Annotated in this window: 39 protein-coding genes; 23 read left to right on the plus strand and 16 right to left on the minus strand. The window is 68.0% G+C overall.

Annotated features, from left to right (window positions below; translation table 11 throughout):
• Positions 1-28: 28 nt before the first annotated feature.
• The 11 genes from ACFQ27_RS03880 to ACFQ27_RS03930 all read right to left on the minus strand — a co-directional run bounded on the left by ACFQ27_RS03880 (position 29) and on the right by ACFQ27_RS03930 (position 3,927).
• The gene (locus tag ACFQ27_RS03880) at positions 29-1,201 is read right to left on the minus strand and encodes a hypothetical protein (RefSeq protein WP_377352624.1); all 1,173 of its coding nucleotides are present in this window, start codon (positions 1,199-1,201) and stop codon (positions 29-31) included.
• A 10-nt stretch (positions 1,202-1,211) separates the two neighbouring features.
• Positions 1,212-1,502: a hypothetical protein gene (locus ACFQ27_RS03885; protein ID WP_377352626.1), complete on the minus strand. Its 291-nt coding sequence runs from the start codon at positions 1,500-1,502 to the stop codon at positions 1,212-1,214.
• On the minus strand, positions 1,499-1,702 hold the full coding sequence (locus ACFQ27_RS03890; RefSeq protein WP_377352627.1) for a hypothetical protein: 204 nt from the start codon (positions 1,700-1,702) through the stop codon (positions 1,499-1,501). The genes ACFQ27_RS03885 and ACFQ27_RS03890 overlap by 4 nt, the downstream gene beginning before the upstream one ends.
• Positions 1,699-1,917, minus strand: coding sequence for a DUF1153 domain-containing protein (locus tag ACFQ27_RS03895; protein ID WP_377352629.1), 219 nt, complete (start codon positions 1,915-1,917; stop codon positions 1,699-1,701). The genes ACFQ27_RS03890 and ACFQ27_RS03895 overlap by 4 nt, the downstream gene beginning before the upstream one ends.
• 103 nt (positions 1,918-2,020) lie before the next feature.
• A complete protein-coding gene (locus ACFQ27_RS03900; protein WP_377352630.1) occupies positions 2,021-2,167 on the minus strand; it encodes a hypothetical protein in 147 nt (48 codons plus the stop codon).
• Positions 2,164-2,436 carry a hypothetical protein gene (locus ACFQ27_RS03905; protein WP_377352631.1) on the minus strand — a complete coding sequence of 91 codons (273 nt, stop codon included), beginning with the start codon at positions 2,434-2,436 and terminating at the stop codon, positions 2,164-2,166. Before ACFQ27_RS03905 ends, ACFQ27_RS03900 begins: the two co-directional genes overlap by 4 nt.
• Positions 2,433-2,714 (minus strand): hypothetical protein, encoded by a 282-nt coding sequence (locus ACFQ27_RS03910; protein ID WP_377352632.1) that lies wholly within the window; start codon positions 2,712-2,714, stop codon positions 2,433-2,435. The genes ACFQ27_RS03905 and ACFQ27_RS03910 overlap by 4 nt, the downstream gene beginning before the upstream one ends.
• Complete coding sequence (locus ACFQ27_RS03915; protein ID WP_377352634.1) at positions 2,711-2,890, minus strand: hypothetical protein; 180 nt, start codon at positions 2,888-2,890, stop codon at positions 2,711-2,713. Before ACFQ27_RS03915 ends, ACFQ27_RS03910 begins: the two co-directional genes overlap by 4 nt.
• Complete coding sequence (locus ACFQ27_RS03920; RefSeq protein WP_377352635.1) at positions 2,890-3,264, minus strand: hypothetical protein; 375 nt, start codon at positions 3,262-3,264, stop codon at positions 2,890-2,892. The genes ACFQ27_RS03915 and ACFQ27_RS03920 overlap by 1 nt, the downstream gene beginning before the upstream one ends.
• 94 nt (positions 3,265-3,358) lie before the next feature.
• Positions 3,359-3,571, minus strand: coding sequence for a hypothetical protein (locus tag ACFQ27_RS03925; RefSeq protein WP_377352637.1), 213 nt, complete (start codon positions 3,569-3,571; stop codon positions 3,359-3,361).
• Complete coding sequence (locus ACFQ27_RS03930; protein WP_377352638.1) at positions 3,571-3,927, minus strand: hypothetical protein; 357 nt, start codon at positions 3,925-3,927, stop codon at positions 3,571-3,573. The genes ACFQ27_RS03925 and ACFQ27_RS03930 overlap by 1 nt, the downstream gene beginning before the upstream one ends.
• Before the next feature lie 152 nt (positions 3,928-4,079).
• Here ACFQ27_RS03930 and ACFQ27_RS03935 point away from each other — a divergent pair, with 152 nt between their 5' ends.
• On the plus strand, positions 4,080-4,490 hold the full coding sequence (locus ACFQ27_RS03935) for a DUF2513 domain-containing protein (RefSeq protein WP_377352640.1): 411 nt from the start codon (positions 4,080-4,082) through the stop codon (positions 4,488-4,490).
• Between the two features lie 244 nt (positions 4,491-4,734).
• On the opposite strand, the gene ACFQ27_RS03940 is transcribed toward ACFQ27_RS03935, so the two are convergent.
• The 3 genes from ACFQ27_RS03940 to ACFQ27_RS03950 all read right to left on the minus strand — a co-directional run bounded on the left by ACFQ27_RS03940 (position 4,735) and on the right by ACFQ27_RS03950 (position 6,258).
• Complete coding sequence (locus ACFQ27_RS03940) at positions 4,735-4,986, minus strand: hypothetical protein (protein ID WP_377352642.1); 252 nt, start codon at positions 4,984-4,986, stop codon at positions 4,735-4,737.
• Positions 4,987-5,059: 73 nt separating this feature from the next.
• Entirely contained in the window at positions 5,060-5,623 is a 564-nt protein-coding gene (locus ACFQ27_RS03945; RefSeq protein WP_377352643.1) for a carboxypeptidase-like regulatory domain-containing protein, read from the minus strand.
• Complete coding sequence (locus ACFQ27_RS03950) at positions 5,602-6,258, minus strand: LexA family transcriptional regulator (RefSeq protein WP_377352645.1); 657 nt, start codon at positions 6,256-6,258, stop codon at positions 5,602-5,604. The genes ACFQ27_RS03945 and ACFQ27_RS03950 overlap by 22 nt, the downstream gene beginning before the upstream one ends.
• 149 nt (positions 6,259-6,407) lie before the next feature.
• On the opposite strand from ACFQ27_RS03950, the gene ACFQ27_RS03955 reads away from it, so the two are divergent.
• From ACFQ27_RS03955 to ACFQ27_RS04015, 13 genes are all read left to right on the plus strand, one after another.
• Positions 6,408-6,614, plus strand: a complete 207-nt coding sequence (locus ACFQ27_RS03955; RefSeq protein WP_377352646.1) for a hypothetical protein — start codon at positions 6,408-6,410, stop codon at positions 6,612-6,614.
• Between the two features lie 422 nt (positions 6,615-7,036).
• On the plus strand, positions 7,037-7,519 hold the full coding sequence (locus ACFQ27_RS03960) for a hypothetical protein (protein WP_377352647.1): 483 nt from the start codon (positions 7,037-7,039) through the stop codon (positions 7,517-7,519).
• Positions 7,520-7,574: 55 nt separating this feature from the next.
• A complete protein-coding gene (locus ACFQ27_RS03965) occupies positions 7,575-8,261 on the plus strand; it encodes a hypothetical protein (protein ID WP_377352649.1) in 687 nt (228 codons plus the stop codon).
• Positions 8,262-8,714 (plus strand): hypothetical protein, encoded by a 453-nt coding sequence (locus tag ACFQ27_RS03970; RefSeq protein ID WP_377352650.1) that lies wholly within the window; start codon positions 8,262-8,264, stop codon positions 8,712-8,714. It begins immediately after the preceding gene.
• Complete coding sequence (locus ACFQ27_RS03975) at positions 8,711-8,998, plus strand: LexA family protein (protein WP_377352651.1); 288 nt, start codon at positions 8,711-8,713, stop codon at positions 8,996-8,998. Before ACFQ27_RS03970 ends, ACFQ27_RS03975 begins: the two co-directional genes overlap by 4 nt.
• 62 nt (positions 8,999-9,060) lie before the next feature.
• Positions 9,061-10,491 carry a GP88 family protein gene (locus tag ACFQ27_RS03980; RefSeq protein ID WP_377352653.1) on the plus strand — a complete coding sequence of 477 codons (1,431 nt, stop codon included), beginning with the start codon at positions 9,061-9,063 and terminating at the stop codon, positions 10,489-10,491.
• Positions 10,488-10,754: a hypothetical protein gene (locus ACFQ27_RS03985; protein ID WP_377352655.1), complete on the plus strand. Its 267-nt coding sequence runs from the start codon at positions 10,488-10,490 to the stop codon at positions 10,752-10,754. Before ACFQ27_RS03980 ends, ACFQ27_RS03985 begins: the two co-directional genes overlap by 4 nt.
• The gene (locus tag ACFQ27_RS03990; protein ID WP_377352656.1) at positions 10,751-10,951 is read left to right on the plus strand and encodes a hypothetical protein; all 201 of its coding nucleotides are present in this window, start codon (positions 10,751-10,753) and stop codon (positions 10,949-10,951) included. Before ACFQ27_RS03985 ends, ACFQ27_RS03990 begins: the two co-directional genes overlap by 4 nt.
• Positions 10,948-11,124, plus strand: a complete 177-nt coding sequence (locus tag ACFQ27_RS03995) for a hypothetical protein (protein WP_377352658.1) — start codon at positions 10,948-10,950, stop codon at positions 11,122-11,124. The genes ACFQ27_RS03990 and ACFQ27_RS03995 overlap by 4 nt, the downstream gene beginning before the upstream one ends.
• Positions 11,125-11,344: 220 nt before the next feature.
• Positions 11,345-12,850, plus strand: a complete 1,506-nt coding sequence (locus ACFQ27_RS04000; RefSeq protein ID WP_377352659.1) for a replicative DNA helicase — start codon at positions 11,345-11,347, stop codon at positions 12,848-12,850.
• Positions 12,850-13,761 (plus strand): YdaU family protein, encoded by a 912-nt coding sequence (locus tag ACFQ27_RS04005; RefSeq protein WP_377352660.1) that lies wholly within the window; start codon positions 12,850-12,852, stop codon positions 13,759-13,761. Before ACFQ27_RS04000 ends, ACFQ27_RS04005 begins: the two co-directional genes overlap by 1 nt.
• Entirely contained in the window at positions 13,758-14,117 is a 360-nt protein-coding gene (locus ACFQ27_RS04010; RefSeq protein ID WP_377352662.1) for a hypothetical protein, read from the plus strand. The genes ACFQ27_RS04005 and ACFQ27_RS04010 overlap by 4 nt, the downstream gene beginning before the upstream one ends.
• Entirely contained in the window at positions 14,117-14,956 is an 840-nt protein-coding gene (locus ACFQ27_RS04015) for a hypothetical protein (protein WP_377352664.1), read from the plus strand. Before ACFQ27_RS04010 ends, ACFQ27_RS04015 begins: the two co-directional genes overlap by 1 nt.
• Positions 14,957-15,365: 409 nt before the next feature.
• Here ACFQ27_RS04015 and ACFQ27_RS04020 read toward each other — a convergent pair whose 3' ends face one another.
• Complete coding sequence (locus tag ACFQ27_RS04020) at positions 15,366-15,659, minus strand: hypothetical protein (protein ID WP_377352665.1); 294 nt, start codon at positions 15,657-15,659, stop codon at positions 15,366-15,368.
• Between the two features lie 342 nt (positions 15,660-16,001).
• Complete coding sequence (locus ACFQ27_RS04025; RefSeq protein WP_377352666.1) at positions 16,002-16,250, minus strand: hypothetical protein; 249 nt, start codon at positions 16,248-16,250, stop codon at positions 16,002-16,004.
• A gap of 232 nt (positions 16,251-16,482) precedes the next feature.
• Between ACFQ27_RS04025 and ACFQ27_RS04030 the strand changes: the two genes are divergently transcribed.
• The 9 genes from ACFQ27_RS04030 to ACFQ27_RS04070 all read left to right on the plus strand — a co-directional run bounded on the left by ACFQ27_RS04030 (position 16,483) and on the right by ACFQ27_RS04070 (position 24,536).
• Entirely contained in the window at positions 16,483-16,932 is a 450-nt protein-coding gene (locus ACFQ27_RS04030; protein ID WP_377352668.1) for a terminase small subunit-like protein, read from the plus strand.
• Positions 16,932-18,524, plus strand: a complete 1,593-nt coding sequence (gene terL / locus ACFQ27_RS04035) for a phage terminase large subunit (RefSeq protein WP_377352670.1) — start codon at positions 16,932-16,934, stop codon at positions 18,522-18,524. The genes ACFQ27_RS04030 and terL overlap by 1 nt, the downstream gene beginning before the upstream one ends.
• A 10-nt stretch (positions 18,525-18,534) precedes the next feature.
• Entirely contained in the window at positions 18,535-19,989 is a 1,455-nt protein-coding gene (locus tag ACFQ27_RS04040) for a DUF4055 domain-containing protein (RefSeq protein WP_377352671.1), read from the plus strand.
• Positions 19,989-21,005: a minor capsid protein gene (locus ACFQ27_RS04045; RefSeq protein ID WP_377352673.1), complete on the plus strand. Its 1,017-nt coding sequence runs from the start codon at positions 19,989-19,991 to the stop codon at positions 21,003-21,005. The genes ACFQ27_RS04040 and ACFQ27_RS04045 overlap by 1 nt, the downstream gene beginning before the upstream one ends.
• Before the next feature lie 26 nt (positions 21,006-21,031).
• A complete protein-coding gene (locus ACFQ27_RS04050; protein ID WP_377352674.1) occupies positions 21,032-21,289 on the plus strand; it encodes a hypothetical protein in 258 nt (85 codons plus the stop codon).
• Between the two features lie 136 nt (positions 21,290-21,425).
• Positions 21,426-22,181, plus strand: coding sequence for a DUF6651 domain-containing protein (locus tag ACFQ27_RS04055; protein ID WP_377352675.1), 756 nt, complete (start codon positions 21,426-21,428; stop codon positions 22,179-22,181).
• Between the two features lie 116 nt (positions 22,182-22,297).
• Positions 22,298-23,431: a hypothetical protein gene (locus ACFQ27_RS04060; RefSeq protein WP_377352677.1), complete on the plus strand. Its 1,134-nt coding sequence runs from the start codon at positions 22,298-22,300 to the stop codon at positions 23,429-23,431.
• A gap of 116 nt (positions 23,432-23,547) precedes the next feature.
• Entirely contained in the window at positions 23,548-23,910 is a 363-nt protein-coding gene (locus ACFQ27_RS04065) for a hypothetical protein (protein WP_377352678.1), read from the plus strand.
• A 38-nt stretch (positions 23,911-23,948) separates the two neighbouring features.
• Positions 23,949-24,536 (plus strand): hypothetical protein, encoded by a 588-nt coding sequence (locus ACFQ27_RS04070; protein WP_377352680.1) that lies wholly within the window; start codon positions 23,949-23,951, stop codon positions 24,534-24,536.
• The last annotated feature ends 2 nt before the right edge of the window (positions 24,537-24,538 follow it).

Below are 24,538 nucleotides of genomic sequence, written 5' to 3' on the forward strand. Positions count from 1 at the left end.
CAGGGAATGACCTTCACGGGCTGGATCCTCAGAACCGGATCGAGACGTTCGGGATTTCGCCGGCAGCAATCGCCAGGACGGCGGCCTTCGCCGCTTCCTCGGTGATGCCGGCGTGGGTCATCAGGGCTTCCTTGGCGGCCCCCATGACGCTGCCGCGGTGCTTCCGGTCCGCCTCGCGCTTGCGCTGGGCCTCGGCCTCGGCGTCCGCCTTCGCCTTCTCCTCCTGCTCACGCCGGGCCTGGGCCTCGGCTTCGGCTTTCCGGGCGGCCTCGGCGGCCTCCGCTCGGCGCTGGGCCTCGGCGAGTTCCTCGCGGTGCTTGCGCTCGCGCTCCTCCTGCTCCTGGCGGGCCTGGGCCTCGGCCTGCTCGCGGGCCTTGCGGGCGGCCTCCTCGGCGGCGCGCTGGGCCGCGGCCTCCGCCTCAGCCTTGGCTTGGGCTGCAGCCTCTTCCTGGCGGCGCTGACGCTCCGCTGCCTCGGCCTCTTCGCGCTGGCGCCGCTCCGCCTCCTCGCGCTCCTGGCGCTCCTGCTCGCGGCGGGCGGCCTCGGCCTTCTCCCGCTCCTCCTGTTCTCGCCGGAGCCGGGCGAGCTCGGCCCGGTCGGCTTCCTCGCGGAGCAGCTTGGCGTGATAGGCGGTGAGGTTCTCGACGACCCGGGCCTTGCTGGCCTGGGCGATCTCGGCCGTCTCGCGGAACTCCTCGGGGTCGATGGAGAAGGCCTCGGCCTCCTCGAGGCGCAGGGCGACCACGTCGCTGTCGTCGTCGACTTGGATCGCGGTCAGGCTATCGAGGCGGGACAGCGCCACCTTCACCCGCTCCTGGCGGGCCTCCTCGGCCTCTTCCCAATCGGTCAGGGGCTTGCGGGCCTCGTCGCGGAGCTCGTCGAGCTTCTCCCGGATTTTCCGGCGGGAGTCGTCGACGGTCTTGACCTGCTTCCGGAGGTCCTCGGTGAGCGACTTGCCGGCCTCGTCGAGGGCGGTCTTCGTCTTCGTGACCTTGTGGGCCAGCGACGCGATGGCCTTCCGACCCTTGTCGGTCGTCAGGTCGGGAACGTGAGAGCGGACTTCGGTCCTGATCTTGTCGAGCAGGTCCTCGAAGGCCTTCTCGTCGGTCAGCAGGGCGATCTTGGTCTTTTCGTTCAGGACGGCCAGGTCGCCGGCGGTGACTTCGGCCTCGGGCGTAAGGGTGGCGGTGGGAGCGTTCATGTGGTCCTCGTCAGAAGGGAAGTTCAGCTTCGAGTTCGCGCTCGGCCGCCTCTTCAGCGGCGAGGCGCTCGTAGAGCTCTCGGCGCTCGCGGGCGCGGCGTGCGGTCTGGGTCTCGACCCCCAAGTCGGCGAGTTCGGCGTCGATCAGCGCCTGTGCGGCTGCGAGCCGGTGGCCGGTCAGTCCGCCGTAGAGGGAGAACCAGAGGCCGCGCAGCCGGAAGACGCGAAAGGCGCGCTCCTGGGCCTCGGTGCGCTTGATGTGCCGGCGAGCGCCGGGGTTCTTGGGGCGGCGGAGGGTCAATGGAGCGCCCCCCCTTCCGCGCGATAGGTCGTCGCCTCGACGAAGGCCTCCTGCCGGCGCAGGTTCGCGGCCTGCAGCGCTGCGTGAGTATGGGCGCCGACGAGCGCGGCCTTCAGATCAATAGGTCCGGCCCGGTCGTCGGAAAGGACGCGCTCGATCAGCTTGACGATGTGCTCAAAGCTCTCGCGTGGGGAGATCACGGACGGGCCTCCTGCAGCTTCAGGACGGCCAGGCCGCGGCGGCCGTGGCGCTTGAACCGGGCCGCCCAGCCGTTGAACTCGGCCAGGGACAGGTCGAACCGGGCGCAGGCGTCCTCGAGCGCGAGCTCGCCGCGGCGGACGGCCATCACGACGGCTTCCTTGTCGCTGGCGAGCCAACGGCCGGAAGGGCGGGGGAGGTGGCGGAGGTCGCTCATATCCGCCCCACCGCGCGCAGCCAGGCGTAGGTGAAGGCGACGAAGCCGCCCCCGCCTGAGCCAACGGCAAGGCCCGCCAGGAACCACGCGTAGGACCGCAGGCTCACGCCCGGCCCCCGAGGTAGGCGACGGCCAGGACCAGGATGCCGGCGGCCATGATCTTGACCGTGTTCTCGGCGACCTTGCGCAGGAGCCGGGCGGTGCGGGAAGTGACCGGCGGGCGCCAGTCGATGAGGCCTGGGCGGGTCATTGGACCTGCACTCCCGCGCGCTGGACCATCCCGGACATCTCGTCGGAGAGCTCGGCGATCTGCTGGGCCGTCATTTCCTGGGCCTGTTTCAGGCGCGCGGGCGAGACGGACGCCGCGATGTGCTGCGAGAGCGCCATGATCAGGAGCACCGACACCGTGGCCGGATCGTGGGCCTTGCCAGTGATGATCGTCGCCATCTCATTGGCCGCGTCGACGATGGCGTCAGAGGCCTTCTGGGCCTGCAGAATTTGGGTGTCGGGACGGGTCACGAGGCCTCCTCTTGATCGGCTGGAAAGGCGCAGGCCGCAGCGGTCTCGGCGGCGAGCTGCTGGACGGCGGCGCCGAACATCGGGCCATCGGCGACGGCGAACCGGTCGCGGAGCCGGGAGGCCTCGGCCAGGGCTTGGGCGGCGGTCATTGAGCCGCCCTCGAACCGCGCCCGGGCGGCCTCAACGGCGTCGAGTTGGCGCTGCATGTCCGCGGCCTGGGCGAGCAGGTCGGCGAGCGAGACCTCTGGGGCGGAGTCGTTGGCGGGGATCGGGCTCACTGCGACAGCCCCAGTTCCCGCAGGGCGCAGCGGTACCGGTTCTCCGGCGCCAGAGGGTCAGCACCGCGCCGTCGGCGGATCGTGACGTCGGCGTTGTGCTGGGCGATGGCCTCGACCAACTGACGGTTGGCGAACACGACGTCGGCCCGCTCGGGGTTGACGAAAGCCGGCGGCATCACGCGGCCCCCGTCAGGGCGTCGTCGATGCGGGACCGGCGCGCGAAGTCCGCCGCCTCGTCAGCGTCGGCCACGTCCCGCTCAGCCGCCTCGGCAAGCATGGCGTCGCGCAACTCGTCGTGCAGGTCTTCCAGCTTTTCGAGGATGGGGATGAGCAGGCCCGGCGACTGTTCGACCGAACGCCCGTCGATGCTCTCGACGCGGATATCCTCGACCTCAGCCGGTGAGCCGGGGTCGTACAGTTCGGGCGGACCGAAGCGCCCGCTCTCGGGCGATCCCGGCGAGACCGTGAACGAGACGGTCACTTCGATCTCGGCGGTCGGGACGTCGCCGCCCCAGTTGAGGCAGGTCGAATAGGTGTAGCGGCGCGACATCGTCACAGCCCCTTCGCGGTCAGGATGAGGTGGCAGATCACGGCCAGTGGCGCGGCGGCGACGGCGACCCAGGGGGAGAGGCGGGGCAGACGCATCAGCGAGCCCCCCGAGCGATCTCGGCCAGCCGGTCGAGGGCGGCCTCGGCGGCCTTCACAGCCTCCCAAGCGGCGTCGATGGTCGGGAAGCAGAGGGCGGGACACGGGCCGCTGCGGGCGCCGGGGCGATCCGGGTCGTCGACCAGAACGTGATCAATCGACAGGAGCGCGCCGGTGTGGCCGACGCGGAGATCGGGGACGGCGGCGCGCATCAGGCAGCCTCGACTTCGGCCGAGCGCATCACGTAGACGACCACGTACTCGGGGCGGGTCGAGCGCTCGCCGGCGACGCGGGCGCACAGCGCGTTGGCGTCTTCCCAGCGGAGTTCGTAGGGCAGGCCGCCGTTGCCGCGCCGGACCTGCGTGACGGTTTGGCAGGAATAGAGAAGCCCGGTCAGGTCCTCATAGGACATCGCCGAAAGGTCGGCGCCGAGAGCGGCCTGAACCTCCTCATGGGCCTCGTGCAGCCGCAGAAGGCCCATATCGAAGACGTAGGGGCGACCGTAAACGAGGCGCTCGCCGGGGCGGCAGATCGGGGCGGTTTCGGGGGCTTGGGTCTGGGTGAACATCGGTGTCGGCTCGCGCTGCGGATGAGCCGACTATGCGCAAACCGCACAAATGAGTCAATGCGGAAAGTGCACACACTGTGCGGTTTCCGATAAACGCCTATACTCCCCCCATGACCGACGCCCCTACCTCGCCAAGCGCTACTCCGCCCGCCATGATCCACCTGAACCCGCGGGGAGTGGTGGCGATGAAGCGCGACATGGAGTTGGTGGCGAAGCTGGTGGAGGTTATCGAGGCCAAAGACAGCCTGAGGCCGGAGCCCATCTCAGTGGACGGCTATGAGGAGTGGATCGTGCAGCGTCATCTCGAGGCGCTTTCGCACGAAGGCATGGTCGACGCGATCATCAGCAGGACGCTCGACGAGCTCCACCCCACGGTATTCGTCCGCGATTTGACCTGGGCCGGCCATGACTTCGCCGCCACGCTGAAAAGCCCGGCTTGGCAGGAAGTGAAAGCGAAGCTGACCCCAGTGGAGATGATGACAGCATCATTCAAGGTGCTGAGCGACATCGGGGCGGAGGCGGTGAAGGCCTACCTGCTCAAGAAGCTCGGATTGGGATCGTGAAATGCGCCGTGCCGGGCAGGGCAATGGAGACCAAACATGACAAAGCGCGTCGTCTGGTTCGTGTCCGCTTTGATACGGATGCGCGCAAGCATGAGGTGCGCTAGGCGACATGACCCAACTGGGGTTCAGTCCGGGATCACCCCGGGCGGAGGGAGTTTGAGCCGGGCGCGTGCCGTGACGCGAAACCCTGATGGGAACTGGACTGAAACCGTCTAGGCCCTGCGCAGGAAGTGCGATTAGCTGTTCACTCGCCAGTAATCCTGAGGGGTTTCACTCCAGGGATAGCTTCGTAAGGCTCCCCAAGTCGTCCTTGAACTAGAGCGTTCGCAGCATCGCGCGCCTTCGCCAGCACCGCGCCCCACTTGCCGAACACTGTCCCGCAGGCCTTGCACCAGACGTCGGTGTCGTCCGTCATGTCATCGGGGCCTTCAAGTACCTCGCCGCCGCAATGATGGCAGAGGAAACCGATCTCGACATCGACTTGGCCGTCCGTCATCAGATGCGCCGCCCCGATCGGGAAAGAAGGTGCGCCTCGGTCGGGCCGCATCGATCTCCGGACAAGACCGAGGTCACGGCGTCAGCGAAACCGTGACTGTTTGGCCCCCGATCAGGCGGACCAGCTGCGCAATCTCGCCCCCCTGTGGCTCTCCGCCCAAAGCCTCCCAGGTGACCCTGGCGATGACATAGTACGAGCCGTCCGGAAGGCCGGCGAACGTGAACTCACCCCGCGAATTGCACCGTGTCTCTGGGAAGTAGCGGAAGGCGTTGGCGTCGACCCAGCCCCAACGCTTGTCGGCCTTCTCCAGGCGAACGGCGCCACCTTCAGCCGATCCAAAGGTGTCTTGGACGAAGGTGCGGGTGTACTCGGCCATGGGCAATAGGCGCACCGGGCCGCCTGCACAGGTGATCACCTGACCGCCGCGGGTTCGCATGAAAGCATCCCCGCCGACGCTATTGCGCCCCGGCTTCATGGCCCACGCCAACGCGGCCGGTTTGAAGGTGACGACTTCAGTCGCCTCGCCAGCGACCAACGGCTCCGGCAGCGGTGTGATCTGGCCGAGAGCAGGGCCCGCCGCGAGCATGGCGGCCGCAACGACAAGCCTTCTCATCATCAGATCCTTCTGCCGAGCCATACGGGTCTCCCCATGATCCGAACCTCGTCGGGATCGCATAGGTCATCGGAATAGGCAGGGTTGCTGGAGAAAACCCGCAACTTGCCTGTGGCGCGGATGATCTCGACGTTCTTCACGACATAGCCGTCGTCGTACCAGAGGGCGAACGGGCCGGGCTGGCGAGGGTTCACGTCGCGCCGGTCAATCAGCAGCTGGTCGCCGTTCTCAAACCTGGGCTCCATGCTGTCGCCGCGGACATTGATCAGCAGCAAGTCGGCGGCTCGGGCGTGTAGTTCGGCCTCGACCAGGCTGCGCGGCATCAGCGCGGTCTTCTGGTCGCCGTCGCCAGTCCCGCCGCCACCCATGCCGGCGTGCGTCGGCAAGACCTCCACCTCGACATAGGCGATCTGCGCAGGTGGGTCGGGGAGGTCGGGCGTGTTGCCGATATGAGCAGGCGACGCGCCGCCTGTCGCCGCGAGGTAGGCGCGGATCTGATCGGCCTCCCTTGCCGAGATGTCGCGCGTGCCCTGGACCATGCGGTTTACGATGGCCGGCGTGGTCAACTTCATGAAACGGGCGAGAGCCGATTGAGACCGTCCGGGCTTCGCTAGCTCGGCCTTCAGCCAATCCGCGTCGATTCCAAAGCGCTCGGTCATGGGCGGATTAAGCGGAAAGCGCACACTGGCCGATATAGACGATAGCGCACAGGTGTGCGGAAATCGCGTTGACCAACTGTGCGGATTGCGCATATCTAAGCGCCATGACACCAGCGTCTGAAATTCTGAAGCGTTGCGGAGGCCCAAAGGTGGTCGCCGAATGGCTGGGCTTGGACCGTTCGGCTGTCCAGCGCTGGGCGTATCCGTCGCCCAAGGGTAGCGACGAACAGGTGCCGATGAAGCACTGGCCGGCGCTGATCCGGGAGGCCGCCAAGCGCGGCTTGGTCATCACCGTTGCCGAGTTGATGCCCGACGACGTGTCGGAAATCGCCAGAGCGCAGCAGAGCGCCGCCTGATCCATGCGACTGGGGGCATTCACCGACATCGAACACGCGCGCGGGTCATCCCCCCGCTTGACCGCGCGTGTGGCTGGCCGAACTCTCACGGTCGGCCGGGGCGTCGCCGGTTCCTCGCCGGTTCCTGGCGGCGCCCCAGAGGACACCGTTCCGCTGTCACGACCGGCGGGCAAACGGGCACGACCGGCAGGCCCCCTCTATGTGGGCTTGCCGGTTCGTGATCTTGACCATCAACGCCGCGCCAACGGCTCGATGGCGAAACTCCATCTTCCTGAAGCCCGACGCATGGTCGGGGTATCGCTCCGCCAGAGCGCGGTGGCGAGCGGCCAAGACGAGCCGCTCAATGAGCCTGATCACCAACTGATCGTCCGCGTCCTCCGTCATCCGCGCGCCTCCAGCGCCGCCGCCAACCGAGTGGCAGCATGACGGTGACGCACATGGAAATCCGCGACGACTTTGGGGAAAATCTCCCCGGGTTTGAGCTGGCCAGGGCCCGAGACGCCTTGGCCAAATACGTCGAACTCCGTTGGCCTTGGGGGCGGCGCAAGGCCGTCGCTCGGGAGTGGGGGCTCAACGACGACGAGGCCCGCTCGGTCTGCTCCGGCCGGGCCTCCTGGGCGACCTTCGACAAGATCGTCACGCACCCCCACGGCGGCTGGCAGGTCCTGCTCCCGGTGTTCGCCGCGCTCCTCGACCAGACCGCCGAGCAATTCATTATCGAGAAGAGAAATGCGCATGCGAAGCGCGCTGAGCGCCTTGGGGCGCTGGTTGGCGATTGGTGGGCTCTGCCTGCTGATCCTGGCGTCGGCGCCGCCGACGATGGCCGCGGATCGGATCGCAGACCTCGGAACGGACCTCATCGCCTGGGCAAGGCTGCGCATCCGCGCGCTCGTTCGGCGCCGTGACTGAATCCCCGAAGAGCCCCCGGGGTTCAGCGGGGCCGATGCACAGGAGGCGGGCATGGCCCGATCCGACGCCCCGCTGGGGCTCAAGCCCGAGGAGCATAGTCAGCTCCTCGTCTATCACACCGACAGGCTGCGCGTGGCCCAACGGGCTGTCGACAAGGCCAAGGAGCCCCTGAAAGACGCCCAGGAAGAGCTCACCGCTCGCTTCAACGAAGCCAAGGCCGACCTGGGCAAGGGCTACTCCCGCAAGTACCTCACCAGCCTGCTCGAAGACGTCACCGCGCAGATGCGGGACCAAGTCACCGAGGAAGCCCGACGCGCCCAGGACCGGGCAACCCTGGGCCTTCCGGTCTACGGCGCCCAGCAAGACCTGTTTGGGGCCGGCGCCGCCCAGATGCCCGACGAGGCCCGGGACGCGATGTTCTGGGAACTGGAGGGCTTCAAGCGCGGCCGCAACGGCGCGCTCGAGGAAATCCCGGACGGCTGCCCGCCGCGGTTCCACCAAGCGGTCATGAAGGGCTACGAAGCCGGCCAGAAGCTGACCCAGGCGGACCTCCTGGCGGCGGCCGAGCTGAAGGCCAAGATGGGCCAGCCCGACGCTGGTGAAGGCGACGAGCCGGACCTCAACGCCGGCGGCGAGGAAGACCAGGAAGAGGCCCTGGAAGAGGGCGTCCGCAAGCTGAAGCGCTCCGGGTTCACCCAGCGCTCGGCGCCCGCCAACGAAGACGTGGTGGCGGCCTAGATGCGTAAGCCGGCCACGCCCGCCCAATACGAAGACGAGGACGCGCTGCAGATCGCGACCGCGGACTATCTGCGGCTGGCGTGGCCGAGCCATCTCCTCTGGTGGCACACGCCGAACGGCGGCGAGCGCCCGACCGTCGAGCGCATCGACCGACGGACCGGCGCGACTTACCGGTTCTCGCCCCAGGCCGCGAAGCTCAAGCGGATGGGGACGCTTCCGGGGGTCGCCGACTGCGCCCTGCAGCTACCCAAGGGCCGTATGGGCTTCATCGAGCTCAAGGTCGGCGACAACAAACTCGATCCGCCGCAGGAAGACTTTCGAGACGCCTGCCTCGCCAACGGCCACGGCTGGGCCCTGTGTAGATCGGTCGAACAGGTCGAGGAGACCTGTATTCGTTGGCTGGCGACGTTCGGCCTTGTGCCCAGGGCTCGGCTCGCGGGGAGGGCGGCATGAGCGCGCTGACCCACCGCCAGGCCGAATGCCTGGGCTTCATCCGAGAATATGCGGCGAAGCACGGCGCGAGCCCGTCCTTTTCGGAGATCGCCGTCGCGCTGGGCTTGTCGCCCACGTCCAAGGGCAACGTCTCCACTTTGGTCGGCCAGCTGGTCGGCCGCGGCTACCTGCGCCACGCGCGCAACCGTGCACGCTCTCTGGAGATCGTCGAGCACCGCACCCCGCTGACGCGCTTCTCCACCCAAGAACTCGAAGCCGAACTGGAACGGAGGGCCGGGCTGTGACCGACGCCGGCACTATGACGAGGCGAGCGCCTGGCGCCCTTGAGGCCGCACGGACAGAAGCCGTGCGGCTCTACAACAGCGGCCTCAGCCTGCGTGAGGTCGGCGAGCGGATGACGCCGCCACGCTCCCACGAGGGGGTGAGGCTTCTGCTGCTCGCCGCTGGCGTGGAATTGCGGGAGCCGCATGTGACCCTGGCGTCCGGGCGCAAGGCGTCGACGTCGACAGGATGGACTGGCGGCGAGCGTGATCCCGGCGCCGAGAACCTGTCCCGCTTCGGCCACGCCAAGATCGATGTCAGCCAGGCCACCGGCCTGAAGCCGGATCACCCCGCGGTCATGGAAGGCCGGACGCTCTTTCCGTCCACGGTCGTCGCCCCTGCCGCAAGTCCGCGTCTCCTGGTGTCGGGGCACAACAACCCGAAACTCGGCAAGCAGGTCATGCGCGGCGACCGCGCCGGCTGGCCGATCTTCCACCTGGCCCTTGAAGAACGGGCCACATGCCCGCGGTCCTGCGCTATGTGGGGCGCCTGTTATGGGAACGCCATGCACATGGCCCGTCGGCACCGCGCCGACGACGACCTGATGCCCCGCCTGCGCCGCGAGATCGGCGTTCTGGCCGCCAAGCATCGCCAGGGCGTCCTGATCCGCCTGCACACCCTCGGCGACTTCTTCTCGGTCGAGTACGTGGCGTTCTGGGCGGAGATCCTCCGCGACCATCCGAACGTCGCCTGCTTCGGCTACACGGCGCGCCGGGTCGATGACGAGGACCGGAACAGCGCCCGTATCGCCCGGGCGCTCAAGGTGCTCACGGACGGCGCTTGGTCGCGGTTCGCGATCCGGACCTCGCATGTTGAGGCCGGGCCCGAGCGGTCCGTGGTGGTCGACGATGCGCCCCTGCGTGAAGACGTGGTGCTTTGCCCCACCCAGACCGAGGCGACGCAGGCCTGCGCCACATGCGGCATCTGCTGGGCCGCAGGCTCGAGGTCCAAGACCATCGCCTTCCTGCGCCACGGGATGAAGCGCAAGGGCCGCAAGATGGTGGATGCCGAGCTGACCGCCGAGCCCGAGCCGCCGGTCGTGGACATCCCCGCTGAACCGGCCACGGTCAACGTCATCGCGCCTTCGAAGCCATCCCCGATGCCTCCGCCGGCGCCGCCGCGCACTCCGGCGGCCCCCGAGCGCAGACCGGAGCGGCCCTCCGTCCCCGTGGCGCGGCACAATACCGGCCACGCGCTGACCCCGCTCGTGTTTCGCCGTGCCGACCGACTGGCGAAGTCCGATCTGCCGCCGGTCCGGGAAAAGGCGCTGCCCGATCAGATCCTGGACGCGTTGGCTGACCGCCCCCTGACCACGAACACGCTGGCGGTGCTGCTGGGCGCCAAGGAGCTGCCGGTCGGCGACTGCCTCACCAACCTGATGCGGGCCGGCCAGGTCTCCTGCGAGGAGTTCATGGAGGGCGAGGTCAGACGCCGGCGCTGGAGCCGCACGGCATGAGCAGTTCCGCCTCCCAAGACGAAGTCGAGGACATCGTGACCGCCGAGGTCGCGCGCGTGATCGACGAGATCGTGCTGCACTCCGTCGCCCGAAGCTGCGCCGCCGTCACTCTGCAGCGCGCCGCTGCGGCCGCATTTATCCGGCACGGCGGCAACGCCTTGGCCAAGCTGGCGAGCCACGAGGACGCCTTCCTGACGCACACGAAGCTGGCCCGCCGCCACCAGGAGCGGATGAGCCAGGTACAGGGGGCTCGCCGCCGATGAGCAAGGACAACATCGTCCCGATCAGCCCTGAAGCGAGCCGCCGGTTGGCCGAGGCCCGCGTGGCCGGAGCCTTTGAGGCGCTCTACGAGGCCGGCGGTGTCCTGGCCTGCGCGCACATGGTCACCGTGCTCCTGGAGCGCCTCGAGGCCCGCATCCGGGCGGACGTCGCCAGAGACACCGGAAGGAGCGCGCCGTGACCCGCGACGACATGATCGCCCGAGAGGTCGAGAACGCCGCCCTCTATGAGCGCGAGGCCAAGCGCAGAACCAAGAACCCCGCGCTGGTCGAGGAGCTCCGCGCCTGGGCCAAGGCCTCGCGCATCAGGGCGGAGCGCCTGAGGGCCGGGCCGTTGTTCGGGGGGAAGGAATGAGCCTCTTCGACAGCCTCCCGCCCGCCAGGAAGCCCCAGGAGCCCGCCCAGCGCCCGGCGAGCGCCTACGCCTTCCCGCACCCCAGGCCGGCTACGCGGCGGCCGCCGACGGCGGGTGAGAAGGCCTGCGGCTGCGGTCTGGCGGCGACCTGCGCCGAAGGCTCCGCCGCATGGTGTCCCTGGCGCGCCCCGGCGACCTTCTGGCCGGCGAGGAGGGGCGCATGAGCTTCACGCCCGCCCTTGGCCTGCGAAAGGCCGAAGAGGCTAAGGTCGATCATGTCCCGGCCAATCTTGAAGCGGAACAAGCGCTCCTGGGCGCCCTGCTGTACGACAACGCCGCCTATGAGCGCCTGCCCGACGGTCTGAGGGCAGAGCAGTTCTACGAACCCCTGCACCAGCGGATGTTCGCTGAGATGTCGCTGCAGATCGGCAAGGGCCACTTGGCCGACCCAATCCTGCTGGCCGACCGGTTCGTGAAGGATGAAGCCTTCGCGGAGTTCGGCGGTGTCGCCTATCTGGCCGATCTCGTGGACCGCGCTCCGCCATCGGTGAACGCGCCCGACTACGCCCGCCAGGTCATGGACCTCGCAATGCGTCGGGCCGTCTTGAGCATTACCCAGGAGGCCGCGGCGGCCGTTGTAGATCCCGAGGATCAGCGCAGCGCCCGCGAGCACGTCGAGAGCATCGAGGGCGCGCTCTACAGCCTGGCGGAGACCGGCAAGACGGCGACGGGGTTTGTGGACTTCGCTACAGCCCTATCCGGTGCGCTGGCCCAGGCGGCCGAGGCATTCCAGCGTGAGGGCGGCATAGCCGGCATCTCTACGGGCTTGATCGACCTGGACCAGAAGATCGGTGGCCTCCACGGCTCCGACCTCGTCATCCTGGCGGCTCGCCCGTCGATGGGTAAGACGTCCCTGGCCTGCAACATCGCCTTCGACGTCGCCCGCAAGTACGCCTACGAGGCCCTGCCAGACGGCGCCCGCAAAGCGACGGCCGGGGGAGTGGTCGCCTTCTTCTCCCTCGAGATGTCCGCAGAGCAGCTCGCCCTGCGGCTGGTGGCCGAGGCCTCCGGGGTCCCGGGCGACAAGATCCGCAAGGGGGAAATCACCGCCGTCGAGTTCGGCCGGGTCCGCGACGCGGCCATGGAGATTGAGCGGGCGCCGCTGTTCATCGACGCCACCGGAGGTATCAGCCTCGGAAAGCTCTGCGCCCGGGCGCGCCGGATGAAGCGCTTGCACGGCCTCAATCTGATTGTGGTCGACTATTTGCAGCTGATGACCGGCGACAAGCGCTATGGCGGAGGCCAGCGGGTTCAGGAGGTCAGCGAGATCACGGTCGGGCTGAAGGCCTTGGCAAAGGAACTCAACGTCCCGGTCCTGGCCCTGTCCCAGCTATCCCGCCAGGTGGAGCAGCGCGACGACAAGCGCCCCCAGCTGTCCGACCTGCGGGAATCCGGCTCCATCGAACAGGACGCCGACATGGTCATGTTCATCTACCGGGAGGAATACTACCTCAGCCGCAAAGAGCCGGAGCCCGGCACGCCTGAGCACCTGGAATGGCGGCAGCAGATGGACGCTGTCGACGGGGTCGCAGAGGTCATCATCGGCAAGCAGCGCCATGGCCCAATCGGGACCGTCCGCTTGGCCTTCGACGGCGCCCTCACGAAGTTCAACAACCTCGCGCGCGAGCTCTTCCACAGCGCTCGCTCGCCCCATGGTGACGACTGATGAGCACCCACCCCTATATCCCGCTCTACGTCGACGACTATGACGCGCACACTGCCCACCTGACCCCAGCGGAAGATGGCGTCTACCTGCGCCTCCTGCGCCTATGCTGGCGGACGCCTGGATGCAGCCTGCCCAATGACGACGCCTGGATTGCGCGCAAGATCAGGCTGAGCCCTGAGGACTATGAGGCCATCGCCCGCCCGGTCCTGGCGGAGTTCTTCAAGCTGTCGCGCGGGCGTTTGATCCAGCGCAGGCTGAAGGACGAATACGATGACATCTCGCGTAAGAAATCCGCTCGCGCCAAAGCCGGAAAAAGTGGTGGCGACGCGAAGGCGCTGAAAGCAAAAGAAAACGCCTCTAGCAATGCTAGGCTTTTGCCATCGGACACGCGCGCGTTTCCAAACCCAGAACCAGAGCCAGAAGATATAACCCCCCAACCCCCCTCGGGGGGCGTGAGCCATGACGAGTTCCTCGCCATCTGGTCAGCCTATCCGGAGGCTGGCAGGGCCACTTGCCCGATGGCGACGGCCAGGCAGGAGGTCGACGAGGCCGCCGCTGAAGGCCACACGGCAGCGGCCATGTTGACCGGCGCCAAGCGGATGGCGGCCCACGTCCAAGCCGGCGGCAGGGCCAAGCGCTTCGACCGTTGGGCCAGGGATAGGCTGTTCGAGAACACCACGCCGCGCCGCCCCGCCATCGCCGAGGCCTGGGATGGCCCGCCCGACCTATGGGACGACGTGTCGAAGGCGAAGGGGCCGGGGTGGGCGGCGAGCTACCTCGGGCCCTGCCTATGGCGGGATAACGTCCTGGTGACCACCAGCAGCACGGTGAGGCGCGCCATTGAAGGCGAAGTTCGGCACATTCTGGAGGCGCACGGAGCGCGGATCGAGATGCAAGGAGTGAGCGCATGACCAAGGAAATTGACGGGATCGTTTGGGCGCTGGATCGCCTGCTCAGCGCCTATCGTGTCGAGCTTGATAGGCAGGCGATGACGCGGGACCTCCCGCCTGAGATGCCAGAATTTGACTGGAGCGACCCCAAGGTCACCAAGGCCCAAACCATCGCCCATTCCCTGGTGGAAGATCCCGTAGGCAGGGCGATGACGCTCGCCATCGAAAGCCTTGGTCGACGGTTGTTCGAGGCTGGTGGCATGAAGGCGATGCACGACGCGCTCATCGCGGTCGGCGACATGAACCCGGATCAAGAGTCCTGGCGTGAGGGGGTGCTGGATCGGCGCTGGTCGGGCATCGGAAGTTGGATGGCATGATGGCCGAAACCGAACTCCGCGACCCCGACATCGTGGCCTTCATCCAGGGACAGGCCGAGGTGATCGCCGACCTGCAGACCGAGGTGGACCAGCTCGAGGCTGCGGGAAGCCAGAAGGCGCGGCGCCGGGCCAAGTCGCTGCGAGGCCTGATCGGCGAGGCTCAGGCCAAGATCGCCAAGGCCAGGGACATCGAGGTCAGGCGCGACGCCCTGGTGGGCGAGGGCCGGGACGCGCTGATCCGCGCCAAGCTCCGCGGCGAAGAGGTCGAGGTCCGCGAGGTGGAGCGCGCCTCCTTCGCTCTGAACGAACATGGCGGCCGGATCATCAACCGCGCCGGCCCGAACCGCGGACTTCCGGTCCTGGTGTACGAGCGCGGTGTCAGCATCCGGACGCTGACAGGGATCGAGCATGCGTTCGCCCGCGGCTACCTGGGTCACGCAAGGACCGGCGCCGGTGGCGAGGCCCTGCTACAGATCGGCCATGCCTACGCGGAGGCGGTTGTGAAATCCGACCCGCTGAAGGCTGTAGACCCGACGCAAACCGGCGGGGGCGGCTTCGGGCCGCGGGGCCCGCAGGCGGCAGCGTGCGAAGCGGCTGAGTGGCTGGAGGTCGCGAGGGAGAGGCTGTCATCGCGCCAGCGAATCGCGCTTGATGAAATCTGTGGGGCTGGGAAGACGGTCCCTCAGCTTCGGGCCGAGCGCAGCTGGGGCTTCAATGCGACGGTGCGAGCTCTCCGTGGAGGGTTGGCCCAGGTCGCTGCTAGCCTGCATCATGCCAAGGGAGCCGGCAGCATGGTTGTCGGCCGTCGCCTAGCCATGGCGAAGAGGATGGGGATCTGATGCGCGGGATTGCCGCCTTGTGCGTGGCGCTCTTCGCCGGCCCGGCCCTGGCGGATCCGTGCAGGGCGATCCCCGACAGCGGGCGGCTGCCCCCATACCTGGGCGTCGGGAAGACCTTCTCCGGGCCTGTGACGTACGTTGGGGATGGGGATAGCCTCTGCGTGGCAGTAGGACCTGGCCCGGAACAATGGGTCGAGGTTCGGCTCGCCGACTTCTATGCCCCCGAGCTCCATGATGCCGGCGGGATGGCGGCCAAGGCCACCCTCAGCGGCATCACAGCGGGTCGCCGCCTGGCCTGCGTCTTCGATCATCGTTCCTATGACCGAGCCGTGGCGATCTGCAGGATCAACGGTCGCTCTGTTGGAGACTTGATGCGCGCCGTCGGCGTGGTCGAGGGCGGTCGAGGGCGCTAGGCGGACACCCGTTGGCGCTTCGATTTCCGGTCCCGCTTGGCTGTCTTGTCGTACAGGCGCTCTGGGATGCCCCCTGGGGGCAGGGCCCCCCTCAGACACATCTCGATCTGACCAGCCAGCATCCAATGCACCGGCTCGTTTCGGCGATGGAGAGCGTTGCGGATGATCTCGCCTGGATCCTTGGCGGGGTTGTTCAGCGCCCGGCCGAGCTCGGTCGCGCAGGGAGCCCGGTCCCAGCCCCACATCCTGCCGAGCGTGATCATCGCCTTCTGAAGTTCAGAGCCGGTCATCAGGATGTTGTGTCGAATTGGGTCTGGAGCCCTATATCTGCCATAGCAAGGCTCGGGTCCACAACCCGACCTCGCGCGCGTGCGCGGACAGCCCGTTGCGGACCGGACCAGATCGAGGCATCAGATTTGCAGACGCGGAAGTCGCGCCTCGGTCGAGGCCCCCGCGTCCATCCCCCGCCAGATAGCTTTGCACCCGGGAGACATCCGGGCGCCGCGGCGGGGTAGGGCGCCTATCCCCAGGCTGTGACCATGGCTCTCCGCCTCGGTGACGCGCCCCGGCCCTCGCTCGAGGGCCACCCCCGGGGAAGAACCCCGGGGACCTATTCAGGTGCCGAGGCTGCGTCAGTCATCAAAGAGCGGTTCGCCCGGTCCGCTGATGATGCTGAAGCCGGTGATGTTCTCACGCGCCCAGCCGATCGCCTCTAGGGCCTCCACACCGACGCCCTTGTTCTTGAGGCGATACTCGCCTTCGTCGAGACGCTTGATGAACGCGTCGGACGCGCCCGGGTCTCTATCGTCCATGGTCTTGACCAGCGCGGCCACCAGCAGCGCTACGCCCTTCTTCAAGTCGTCCATCTTGGGATCGGTCACCGTCAGCTCCTGGTGAAAGTTCAGCTTGGACCGCAAATGGGGGTTGGGCGAGCACGGCGGAATACCTCTCGGTAGCAACGAGCGCTTCCATCCACAGGACATCATCACCGCAGCAGGCCTTGCACCGGGCAGAGAACCCCAGCGGCGACCACTTCGCGCCAAGCGAACAGCAGGAAGAAGGCGCCCCGTCTCAATAGGGCTAGGCCGCAATCCGACCCAGGAGGCGCACACTATGAGCGAGGCCACAGCCAGCGGAAAGCGCAGGCCTAAGCCGGAAGACCTCGACCCCCTGCTCGACCACATCTGGAACGGCCTCAGCCTCCGTTCAGCGTGCGGCAAGCTAGGCCTCGACACGCCTTCGACGGACAAGTGGCTCCACGCCGATGATGAGAGGCGCCAACAGTACGCGCGCGCGTGCGAGGGCCGATCCGACTATCTGCAGGAGGACGCGCTGGTCGTGAACCGAGCGGCGGCCATCGGCGGAACGGTCAACGGCAAGAAGGTCGATGCCTCCGGCGCCAAGGGCTACCTGGAGGCGGTCAAGTTCTCGATTGGCCGGATGGCGCCCAAGACGCTTCCGCCCCAGCACCATGTGCTCCACCACGAGTTCGCATCCATGAGCGATGATCAGGTCGCCGCCGCCATCGCCCAGATGGAGGCGCAGAAGCCGAGCGAGGACTGATGGCCGCTCCCGCTGTTCAGGGTGCGACCTCATGGGTTGAGCTCCCTGGAGGCCGACGCCTGCCTCGGGCCCAGGCCGAAACCTACCTGGCGCTCCTGCAGGAGCAGCGCCGTCGCCACGAGGCTCGGCGGACGCAGACCGAGCGCGACCAGATCCTGGCGAACTGTCGGACGCTGCACGGGTTCATCCGCGAGTTCTGGCATGTGCTGGAGCCTGTCGCGCCCTTCCGCACAGGTTGGGCCTTGCGGGCGATGTGCGACCACCTTGAAGCCGTCACCGCCGGCCACATTCGGCGCCTGCTGATCACCGTGCCGCCGGGGATGATGAAATCCCTGCTGCTGGTGTTCTGGACGGCCTGGGAGTGGGGCCCGAAGGGGATGCCGCACGTTCAGGTGCTGGCGACCTCCTACAGCCAGGTCAACTGCTTCCGCGACAACCAGAAGCTCCGCGACCTCGTGACGAGCGAGAAGTTCCAAGCCCTGTGGCCGCTCACGCTCCGCGACGACCAGAACGCCAAGGGCAAGTTCGTCAACACCGCGAGCGGCTTCAGCGAAGCCCGCCCGTTCTCGAAGATGACCGGCGGCCGCGCGAACCGGGTCAAGATCGACGACCCGCACGACACCGAGTCGGCGGAGAGCGATGTGCAGCGCGCCGCCGCCGTGCGGATCATGCGCGAGGCCATCTCCGACCGGATGAACGATCCCACCCGGGACGCGATCATCCTGATCATGCAGCGCCTGCACGCCAAGGACTGCGCCGCGGTCGCCAAGGAGCTTGGCTACGTCCACCTCGAGCTCCCCATGGAGTTCGAACCGGCCAGGCGCTGCGTCACGGTCCTCCGGCCGGCGAACGACGGCAACCCGGCCGTGCTCTTCGAGGATCCTCGGGAGAAAGACGGGGAACTCCTGTTCCCCGAGCGCTTCCCGCGCGAGACGGTCGAGGAACTGAAGCGGGCCAAGGGCTCCTACGCCTGGGCAGGCCAGTATCAGCAGCGCCCTGCGCCGCGCGAGGGCGGCCTCTTCAAGCGCCACTGGTTCGAGGTCGTGTTCGCGCTCCCGGTCACCGCCACGCGCAAGACCAGGGCCTGGGACATCGGCGCGACCGAGGGCGGTGGCGACCCGACCGCAGGCGTCCTGATGAGTCGGGATGGTCGAGACGGCTTGTTCTACGTCGAGAACTCGATCCGCGAGCAGCTGGGCCCCGCCGGCGTCGAGCGCCTGATCCTGAACACAGCATCGCAGGACGGCCGTCGCTGCAGGGTCCGGCTACCTCAAGACCCCGGCGCCGCCGGCAAGGCCTACGCACAATCCCTGGCCCTTAAGCTGGCGGGCTACGAGCTCAGCATTGTCGCCCCCACCGGCGACAAGGAGACGCGGGCCACGCCAGCCGCGGCCCAGGCTGAGGCCGGCAACATCAAAATCCTGGCGACCGGCGACCCCGCCAAGGACGCGTGGATCGAGCCCTTCCTCGATGAGGTCTGCACCTTCCCAGCCGGCGCGAATGACGACCAGGTCGACGCCTTCGCCGACGCCTTCAACGAGCTCGCTCTCGGGCCTGTCCACACGACCTCGATCACCGCCCTAGCCATCTGACGGAGTGCTCATGTCGACGAAGGTGTTTGAGCGGTCCGGGGCCGTGATGAAGCTCGTCCCGGCCTGGAACGTGATCGAGCCCCTGATGGGCGGCACCCTGGCGATGCGCGAGGCCGGCGAGCGGCTGCTGCCCCGCTTCCCGAGCGAGGACGCCACCGCCTGGACCCGCCGCAAGGACGCCGCCACCCTGTTCCCCGCGCTGAAGCGCACGGTTCGCGTCCTGGCCTCGAAGCCGTTCTCCAAGCCGATCACCCTGTCGGACGAAACCCCGCCCGAGATCGTCGAGTGGGCCAACGACATCGACCGCGAGGGCGTGAACCTGCACACCTTCGCCGCCGAGATGCTGGCGGAGGCCCTGGCCTATGGGCTGGCGGGCATCCTCGTTGATGCGCCGCCGGTGGCCGAGCCTGGCAAGGTGCAGACCAAGGCCCAGCAGCAGGCCGAGGGCCGCCGCCCGTACTGGGTGCGGGTCCGTCACAATCAGATCTTGGGCTGGCGGGTTGAACAGGTCGAGGGGCGCACCCGCTTGACCATGCTGCGCCTCGCCGAGCCCGCCGAGGTCGCGGACGGCGAGTGGGGCACGAAGATCGTTGAGCGCGTGCGCGTCCTGCGCCCTGGATCCTGGGAAATCTGGGAGAAGCAGGAGAAGGCCGCCGGCGTCGAGGGGGAGGCCGAGTGGAAGAGGACCGAGAGCGGCCTGTCCGGCGTCGAAGAGATCACCTTCGTGCCGCTCTATGGCGCCCGGAAGGGCTTCATGGACGCGGAGAGCCCGCTCATCGACCTCGCCCACCTGAACGTCAAGCACTGGCAGAAGCAGAGCGATCAGGACAACATCGAGCATTGCGCGTGTGTCCCGATCCTCGTCGCGACCGGCTTCGCTGACACCGACGACATTCCCATCGGGGCCTCGACGGCAATCAAGTCCTCGAACCCCGACGCCAAGGTCCAATGGTGCGAACTACAGGGGTCTTCGATCAAGGAGGGCAAGGACAGCCTGTCGGCCCTCGAAGACCAGATGCTTCAGTGCGGCGCCGAACTGCTGGTGAAGAAGCCCGGGAGCCGCACGGCCACCGAGGACGCCAACGACGCCGAGGCCAACAAGTCGGACCTGCAGCGCATCACCGAGGGGTTCGAGGACGCCCTCGACACCGCGCTCAAGTTCACGGCCGCCTACGTCAAGAAAGACGAGGGCGGCAAGGTCACGCTGTTCAAGGACTTTGGGGCCGCGCTCCTGAGCGACGCCTCCGCCCAGCTGGTCCTGTCCCTCCAGCAAGGCGGCCTGATCTCCAAGCCGACCGCGATCAAGGAACTGCAGCGCCGCGGCACCCTGTCAGCGGACATCGACCCCGAGGAAGAGGCTGAAGCCGTCGCGGCTGAAGGCCCTGCTCTGGCGGAGGTGGATGACGACCCGGCCGACCCTGAAGAGAAGGCCGAACCGCCGGAGCCTGAGAAAGAGGCCGCCTGATGCCCGCCAGTCCCGAGGCGATCCACGACCTCGCGGTCCACCATCGGATCGCGTTGAACCGGTACAGCAATGCCGTGGTCCGGCGCGTCCTGGCCCTGGTGAGGCGGGTGGAGGAAAGCATCCTGGCCCGGCTCACCGCGGCCGACCTGACCGACCTCAACCGGGCGCGCCTGGAACAGACCCTGGAAGAGTTGCGGCGCATCGAGGCCCAGGGCTGGCAGGCCATCGACCAGCGCCTGCTGGCTGATCTCGACGCCCTGGCGGAGAACGAGCTCGACTTCGGCACCCGGCTCGCCCAGGCCGCCGGCGCCACGCGGGTTGAGATCATGTCCGGCCGGCCGTCGCTGACCCAGGTCATCGCGGCCGCGCGAGCCCGCCCGTTCTCGGGGCGCGTGCTCAAGGACTGGCTGAAGGACGCGGAAGAGGGCCAGGCCCGCCGGGTGCGTGAGATCATCCGCCAAGGGGTCGTGGAAGGCCAGACCATCGACCAGATGGTGCGGGAGATCCGCGGGACCAGGGCCGCGAAGTACCGCGACGGGGCGCTAGAGACCTCGCGGCGCTCGGCCGAGACGATGGTGCGGACGGCGATCACCCACGTCGCCAACGTGGCGCATCAGCAGGTGTTCGAGGCGAACGCCGACGTGATCACCGGGGTCATCTGGACCTCGACCCTCGACGCGCGCACCTCGGATATCTGCATGGCCCGGTCGGAGAAGGTGTTCCCGCTCACCAGCGGGCCACGGCCGCCGGCTCACCCGAATTGCCGGAGCGTCATGCGCCCCCAGATCGCGCCCATCCCCGGCGTGACGCCCTTCGAGCCGAAGTCCTACAGCCAATGGCTGAAGGGTCAGTCGGCCGAGATCCAAGACGATATCCTGGGGCCAAAGCGGGGCGCCCTGTTCCGGCGCGGCGGCCTGACCCTGGATCGGTTCGTCGACCACGCCGGCAAGACCCTCACCCTGGCCCAGCTGCGTTCGCGAGATGCTGCAGCCTTCCGGCGAGCGGGCTTGGAATAGGGGAGGGCGGGGCATATCGTCCTCCGGTGAGCAAGCCGCCCCCGCGACGCTTCGCCGTGATCGACGGCACCCCGGCGCCTGAGACGCCCGTCGAGGGCACGCTCAAGCGCCTGCGCAAGCAACCCCGGCCCCCCAGCCTCGTGCGGTGTCCCCACTGCACCAGCGCGGCCGTCCTTGAGATCAAGATCGGCGTCGAGCTCCGCAACGGGAAGCCCCGCGGCGGCCAGAAGCAGCTGATCTGCGCCCCCTGCTTCGCCAGGGGCGAGACCCGCATCCTCTACTAGGGGCCCAGCCCCTTTCACGCCTTCCACAAGCCCCGAGGCCTGCGCTTCGGGGCTCTTCCATGCCCGCTGCTCGGATGAGCGGGGCGCTCGGCCTGATGGCCGCCCAACCCGGCGGATGCCGGAGAAAGCCTGACCCATGAAGCTCAAGATCGACGAGAACGGCGCTGTAGTCCTCGACAACGGCAAGCCGGTCTACGTGGCTGATGACGGCAAGGAGTTCGCGCTCGATGGCGCGCATCTCTACAACCGGGTCCGCGAGTTGACCCAGGAGGCCGCGGGCCATCGGCAGGCCAAGGAGGCCGCCGAGGGCAAGCTGCAGGCCTACACCGGCATCGAAGACCCCGCCGCCGCTCGTCGCGCCCTGGAGACCCTGGCGAACCTCGATCAGAAGAAGCTGGTCGACGCCGGCGAAGTCCAGCGCGTGAAGGACGAGGCGATCACCGCGGTCAAGGCGCAGTTCGAACCCGTGGTCGCCGAGCGCGACCGCCTGATGGGCGAACTGCACCGCGAGAAGGTCGGCGGCGCCTTCGCCCGCTCGAAGTTCGTCGCGGACAAGCTGGCGATCCCGGTCGACCTCGTGGAGGCCTACTTCGGTGCCCGCTTCAAGCTGGAGGAAGGGCGCGTGGTCGCCTTCGATCCGTCCGGCAACAAGATGTTCAGCCGCATCAACCCTGGCTCGCCGGCCGACTTCGAGGAAGCCCTCGAAATGATGGTCGATGCCTACCCGAACCGGGACCACATCCTGAAGGGTGACGTGCAGGGCGGCGGCGGCTCGCAGAACCGAACCCCCCAGGGTTCCGGCGTCAAAACCATCAGGGCGGCTGACTTTGAAAAGCTCTCGGGCGCCGAGCGCGCCGCCAAGATGGCCGATGGCTTCAAAGTCATCGACTAGGGCCTAGCCCACCAAATTCGAGCGTTCCGCGCGGCCCGGATGGGCGGCGGCGCTGGGTCGGATGACCCCCTCAAGACCCCTCACCCGACCCAGCATCAAACGGAAAGGCACGCACGATGCCCAATGTGCTTACGGCTATCGCCCCCACCCTGTTCAGCTCTGCCCGCATGGTGGCGAATGAACCCTTCGGCTGCGTTGCAGCCATCGACGCCCGCTTCAACGACAAGGGCGTCGCCAAGGGGGACACTGTCACTGTCCCCGTCGCTCCGATCCGCGCGGCCTCCGACTTCACCCCCTCGAACGTCCCGTTAACCGGCGGCGATTCTTCGGCGGCCAACGTCGGCGTGACTATCACCAAGTCGCGGAAGGTCGACTGGCATCTGACCGGCGAGCAAATGCGCTCGATTGAGAACGGTGCCGGCGTTGAAGAGTGGGCCGGCCAGCTGGTCGCCCAGGGGATGCGCACCCTGCGCAACGAAGCGGAAATCGACTGCGCCCTGGCCATCAAGGTCGGCGCGTCCCGGGCCGCCGGCACCGCCGGCACCAACCCGTTCGCGACCGCCCTCGATCCCCTGGTCGATGCCCGCACCATCCTGCAGGACAACGGTGCTCCGCTCGCGGATCTTCAGTTCGTGGGCAACACCTCGGCCGGCAACGCCATGCGCAAGCTGGGCGTGATCACCAACGCCTATCAGGCGGGTTCGGATCAGGAACGCCGCACTGGCGAACTCGGCCGCCAGTTCGGCTTCGTGCCGACTGAATCGGCGGGTATCGCGACCCACACGAAGGGCACCGGCACCTCCTACACCACGAACACCGCGGGTTATGCCATCGGTGCGACCCAGATCACGCTGATCACCGGCTCGGGCACCATCGTGGCCGGCGACGTCGTGACCTTCGCGGGCGACAGCAACAAGTACGTCGTCGCGTCGGGCGTCTCGGCTCCGGGCGTCATCACCCTGGCCGAACCTGGCCTGCGCCAGGCCCTGCCGGCCTCGGCTCAAGCCGTGACCGTGGGTAACAACTATGTCGCCAACGTCGCCTTCGAGCGTGGCGCCATCGTGGGCGTGATGCGTCCGCCGCTCATGCCGGCGAACCCGACCATCACGCAGATGCCGATCACCGACCAGTTCGGCATGACCTACCTGATGCTCGATATCGCCCAGTACGGCCAACGGACCTGGGAGCTCCACCTCGCCTGGGGCTTCAAGACCGTCACGCCGATGTTCTCGGCGCTCCTGCTCGGCTAACGCCGCGCACCCTCAGCGGCCTGGGCTTCGGCCTGGGCCGCTACCGGGTTCTGTCGAACCCGCCCCCAGGTTCGAGCGAACCTAACCCCCCGTTCCACAGAACACGGACCCCCAAGATGTACGACACCCCCGCGACCGTGAAGATCGTCTCCGATGTCCCCGAGACCGGCGGCTTCATCGTGATCAACGAGACCGACTTCAACGCCGAGATCCACGAGCTCTACGTCGCGCCCGAGGGTGACGGCACGGACGCCCCCACCGGCGGGCCTGAGCTCACCACCGCCTCGACCGATGCCGCCGAGGCCTCCGGCTCCACCGGGGGCGCCTCCGAACTGACGAAGGCGGAGATCATCACCGACCTGGAGGCTCTGGGCGTCGACTACAGCCCAGCTGCGAGCAAGGCTGTCCTGCTGGAAATCCGCGCCAAGGCGCGCGCCGAGCGTGACGCCAAGGCCGCTGAAGCCGCCGCCGGCGCCTAAGCCACAAGCCACCCGCCCGAACCCCTGGAGGGATAGACATGCAAGCCATTGCCGCAATCAACAAGGGGTTCCGGGCGCTGCTGGTGCAGGCCGCGACGCCCTACCTCATCGGCGCCGCCGACAACGAGCCGGAGCGCAACACCTACCGCGCGTTCATGTACGGCCTGGCGCCGGCGGCCGCGATCAGCGACCTCCTGCTGCTGCGAGGGGCCGCCGGCAAGACGATCCGCCTCAAGGCGCTGGCAATCTCCGGGAGCGCAAGCGCCGCGACCAACATCGGCGTCTATCTGGCGAAGCGCACGGCGGCCCCTACCGGCGGCACACCTACCACTGTGACCCCTGGCGCGGCCGACAGCACCGATCCGAACCCCGCCGCGACCCTGCAGCACTACGCTTCGGGCGCGCCCACGCCTGGCGCTGGCGCCGTCTTCGACGGGGGCCGCCTCAACCTCGCGCCGGCTGCGAACGGCTCCATCGACCGCCTCGTGTTTCAGTACACCTGGCAGAACGACAAGGCGCCGCTGCTGGTGAGCGCGAACGAGTGGTTCGCCCTCAACTTCAACAGCGCGAACATCTCCGGTGTGGCCGGGGCCGTCGATATCGGCATCGCCTGGACCGAGGAATAGCG

The organism is Phenylobacterium conjunctum (genome assembly GCF_042679085.1).
Classification (GTDB): Bacteria; Pseudomonadota; Alphaproteobacteria; order Caulobacterales; family Caulobacteraceae; genus Phenylobacterium; species Phenylobacterium conjunctum.

Bases quoted from the DNA above. Each gene is read 5' to 3' on its own strand.
- ACFQ27_RS03880 (WP_377352624.1), bottom strand. From the start codon at position 1,201: ATGAACGCTCCCACCGCCACCCTTACGCCCGAGGCCGAAGTCACCGCC.
- ACFQ27_RS03895 (WP_377352629.1), bottom strand. From the start codon at position 1,917: ATGAGCGACCTCCGCCACCTCCCCCGCCCTTCCGGCCGTTGGCTCGCC.
- ACFQ27_RS03900 (WP_377352630.1), bottom strand. From the start codon at position 2,167: ATGACCCGCCCAGGCCTCATCGACTGGCGCCCGCCGGTCACTTCCCGC.
- ACFQ27_RS03915 (WP_377352634.1), bottom strand. From the start codon at position 2,890: ATGCCGCCGGCTTTCGTCAACCCCGAGCGGGCCGACGTCGTGTTCGCC.
- ACFQ27_RS03920 (WP_377352635.1), bottom strand. From the start codon at position 3,264: ATGTCGCGCCGCTACACCTATTCGACCTGCCTCAACTGGGGCGGCGAC.
- ACFQ27_RS03925 (WP_377352637.1), bottom strand. From the start codon at position 3,571: ATGCGCGCCGCCGTCCCCGATCTCCGCGTCGGCCACACCGGCGCGCTC.
- ACFQ27_RS03930 (WP_377352638.1), bottom strand. From the start codon at position 3,927: ATGTTCACCCAGACCCAAGCCCCCGAAACCGCCCCGATCTGCCGCCCC.
- ACFQ27_RS03935 (WP_377352640.1), top strand. From the start codon at position 4,080: ATGATCCACCTGAACCCGCGGGGAGTGGTGGCGATGAAGCGCGACATG.
- ACFQ27_RS03940 (WP_377352642.1), bottom strand. From the start codon at position 4,986: ATGACGGACGGCCAAGTCGATGTCGAGATCGGTTTCCTCTGCCATCAT.
- ACFQ27_RS03945 (WP_377352643.1), bottom strand. From the start codon at position 5,623: ATGGCTCGGCAGAAGGATCTGATGATGAGAAGGCTTGTCGTTGCGGCC.
- ACFQ27_RS03950 (WP_377352645.1), bottom strand. From the start codon at position 6,258: ATGACCGAGCGCTTTGGAATCGACGCGGATTGGCTGAAGGCCGAGCTA.
- ACFQ27_RS03960 (WP_377352647.1), top strand. From the start codon at position 7,037: ATGACGGTGACGCACATGGAAATCCGCGACGACTTTGGGGAAAATCTC.
- ACFQ27_RS03965 (WP_377352649.1), top strand. From the start codon at position 7,575: ATGGCCCGATCCGACGCCCCGCTGGGGCTCAAGCCCGAGGAGCATAGT.
- ACFQ27_RS03970 (WP_377352650.1), top strand. From the start codon at position 8,262: ATGCGTAAGCCGGCCACGCCCGCCCAATACGAAGACGAGGACGCGCTG.
- ACFQ27_RS03975 (WP_377352651.1), top strand. From the start codon at position 8,711: ATGAGCGCGCTGACCCACCGCCAGGCCGAATGCCTGGGCTTCATCCGA.
- ACFQ27_RS03985 (WP_377352655.1), top strand. From the start codon at position 10,488: ATGAGCAGTTCCGCCTCCCAAGACGAAGTCGAGGACATCGTGACCGCC.
- ACFQ27_RS03990 (WP_377352656.1), top strand. From the start codon at position 10,751: ATGAGCAAGGACAACATCGTCCCGATCAGCCCTGAAGCGAGCCGCCGG.
- ACFQ27_RS04000 (WP_377352659.1), top strand. From the start codon at position 11,345: ATGAGCTTCACGCCCGCCCTTGGCCTGCGAAAGGCCGAAGAGGCTAAG.
- ACFQ27_RS04005 (WP_377352660.1), top strand. From the start codon at position 12,850: ATGAGCACCCACCCCTATATCCCGCTCTACGTCGACGACTATGACGCG.
- ACFQ27_RS04010 (WP_377352662.1), top strand. From the start codon at position 13,758: ATGACCAAGGAAATTGACGGGATCGTTTGGGCGCTGGATCGCCTGCTC.
- ACFQ27_RS04015 (WP_377352664.1), top strand. From the start codon at position 14,117: ATGGCCGAAACCGAACTCCGCGACCCCGACATCGTGGCCTTCATCCAG.
- ACFQ27_RS04020 (WP_377352665.1), bottom strand. From the start codon at position 15,659: ATGACCGGCTCTGAACTTCAGAAGGCGATGATCACGCTCGGCAGGATG.
- ACFQ27_RS04030 (WP_377352668.1), top strand. From the start codon at position 16,483: ATGAGCGAGGCCACAGCCAGCGGAAAGCGCAGGCCTAAGCCGGAAGAC.
- terL (WP_377352670.1), top strand. From the start codon at position 16,932: ATGGCCGCTCCCGCTGTTCAGGGTGCGACCTCATGGGTTGAGCTCCCT.
- ACFQ27_RS04040 (WP_377352671.1), top strand. From the start codon at position 18,535: ATGTCGACGAAGGTGTTTGAGCGGTCCGGGGCCGTGATGAAGCTCGTC.
- ACFQ27_RS04045 (WP_377352673.1), top strand. From the start codon at position 19,989: ATGCCCGCCAGTCCCGAGGCGATCCACGACCTCGCGGTCCACCATCGG.
- ACFQ27_RS04055 (WP_377352675.1), top strand. From the start codon at position 21,426: ATGAAGCTCAAGATCGACGAGAACGGCGCTGTAGTCCTCGACAACGGC.
- ACFQ27_RS04060 (WP_377352677.1), top strand. From the start codon at position 22,298: ATGCCCAATGTGCTTACGGCTATCGCCCCCACCCTGTTCAGCTCTGCC.
- ACFQ27_RS04065 (WP_377352678.1), top strand. From the start codon at position 23,548: ATGTACGACACCCCCGCGACCGTGAAGATCGTCTCCGATGTCCCCGAG.
- ACFQ27_RS04070 (WP_377352680.1), top strand. From the start codon at position 23,949: ATGCAAGCCATTGCCGCAATCAACAAGGGGTTCCGGGCGCTGCTGGTG.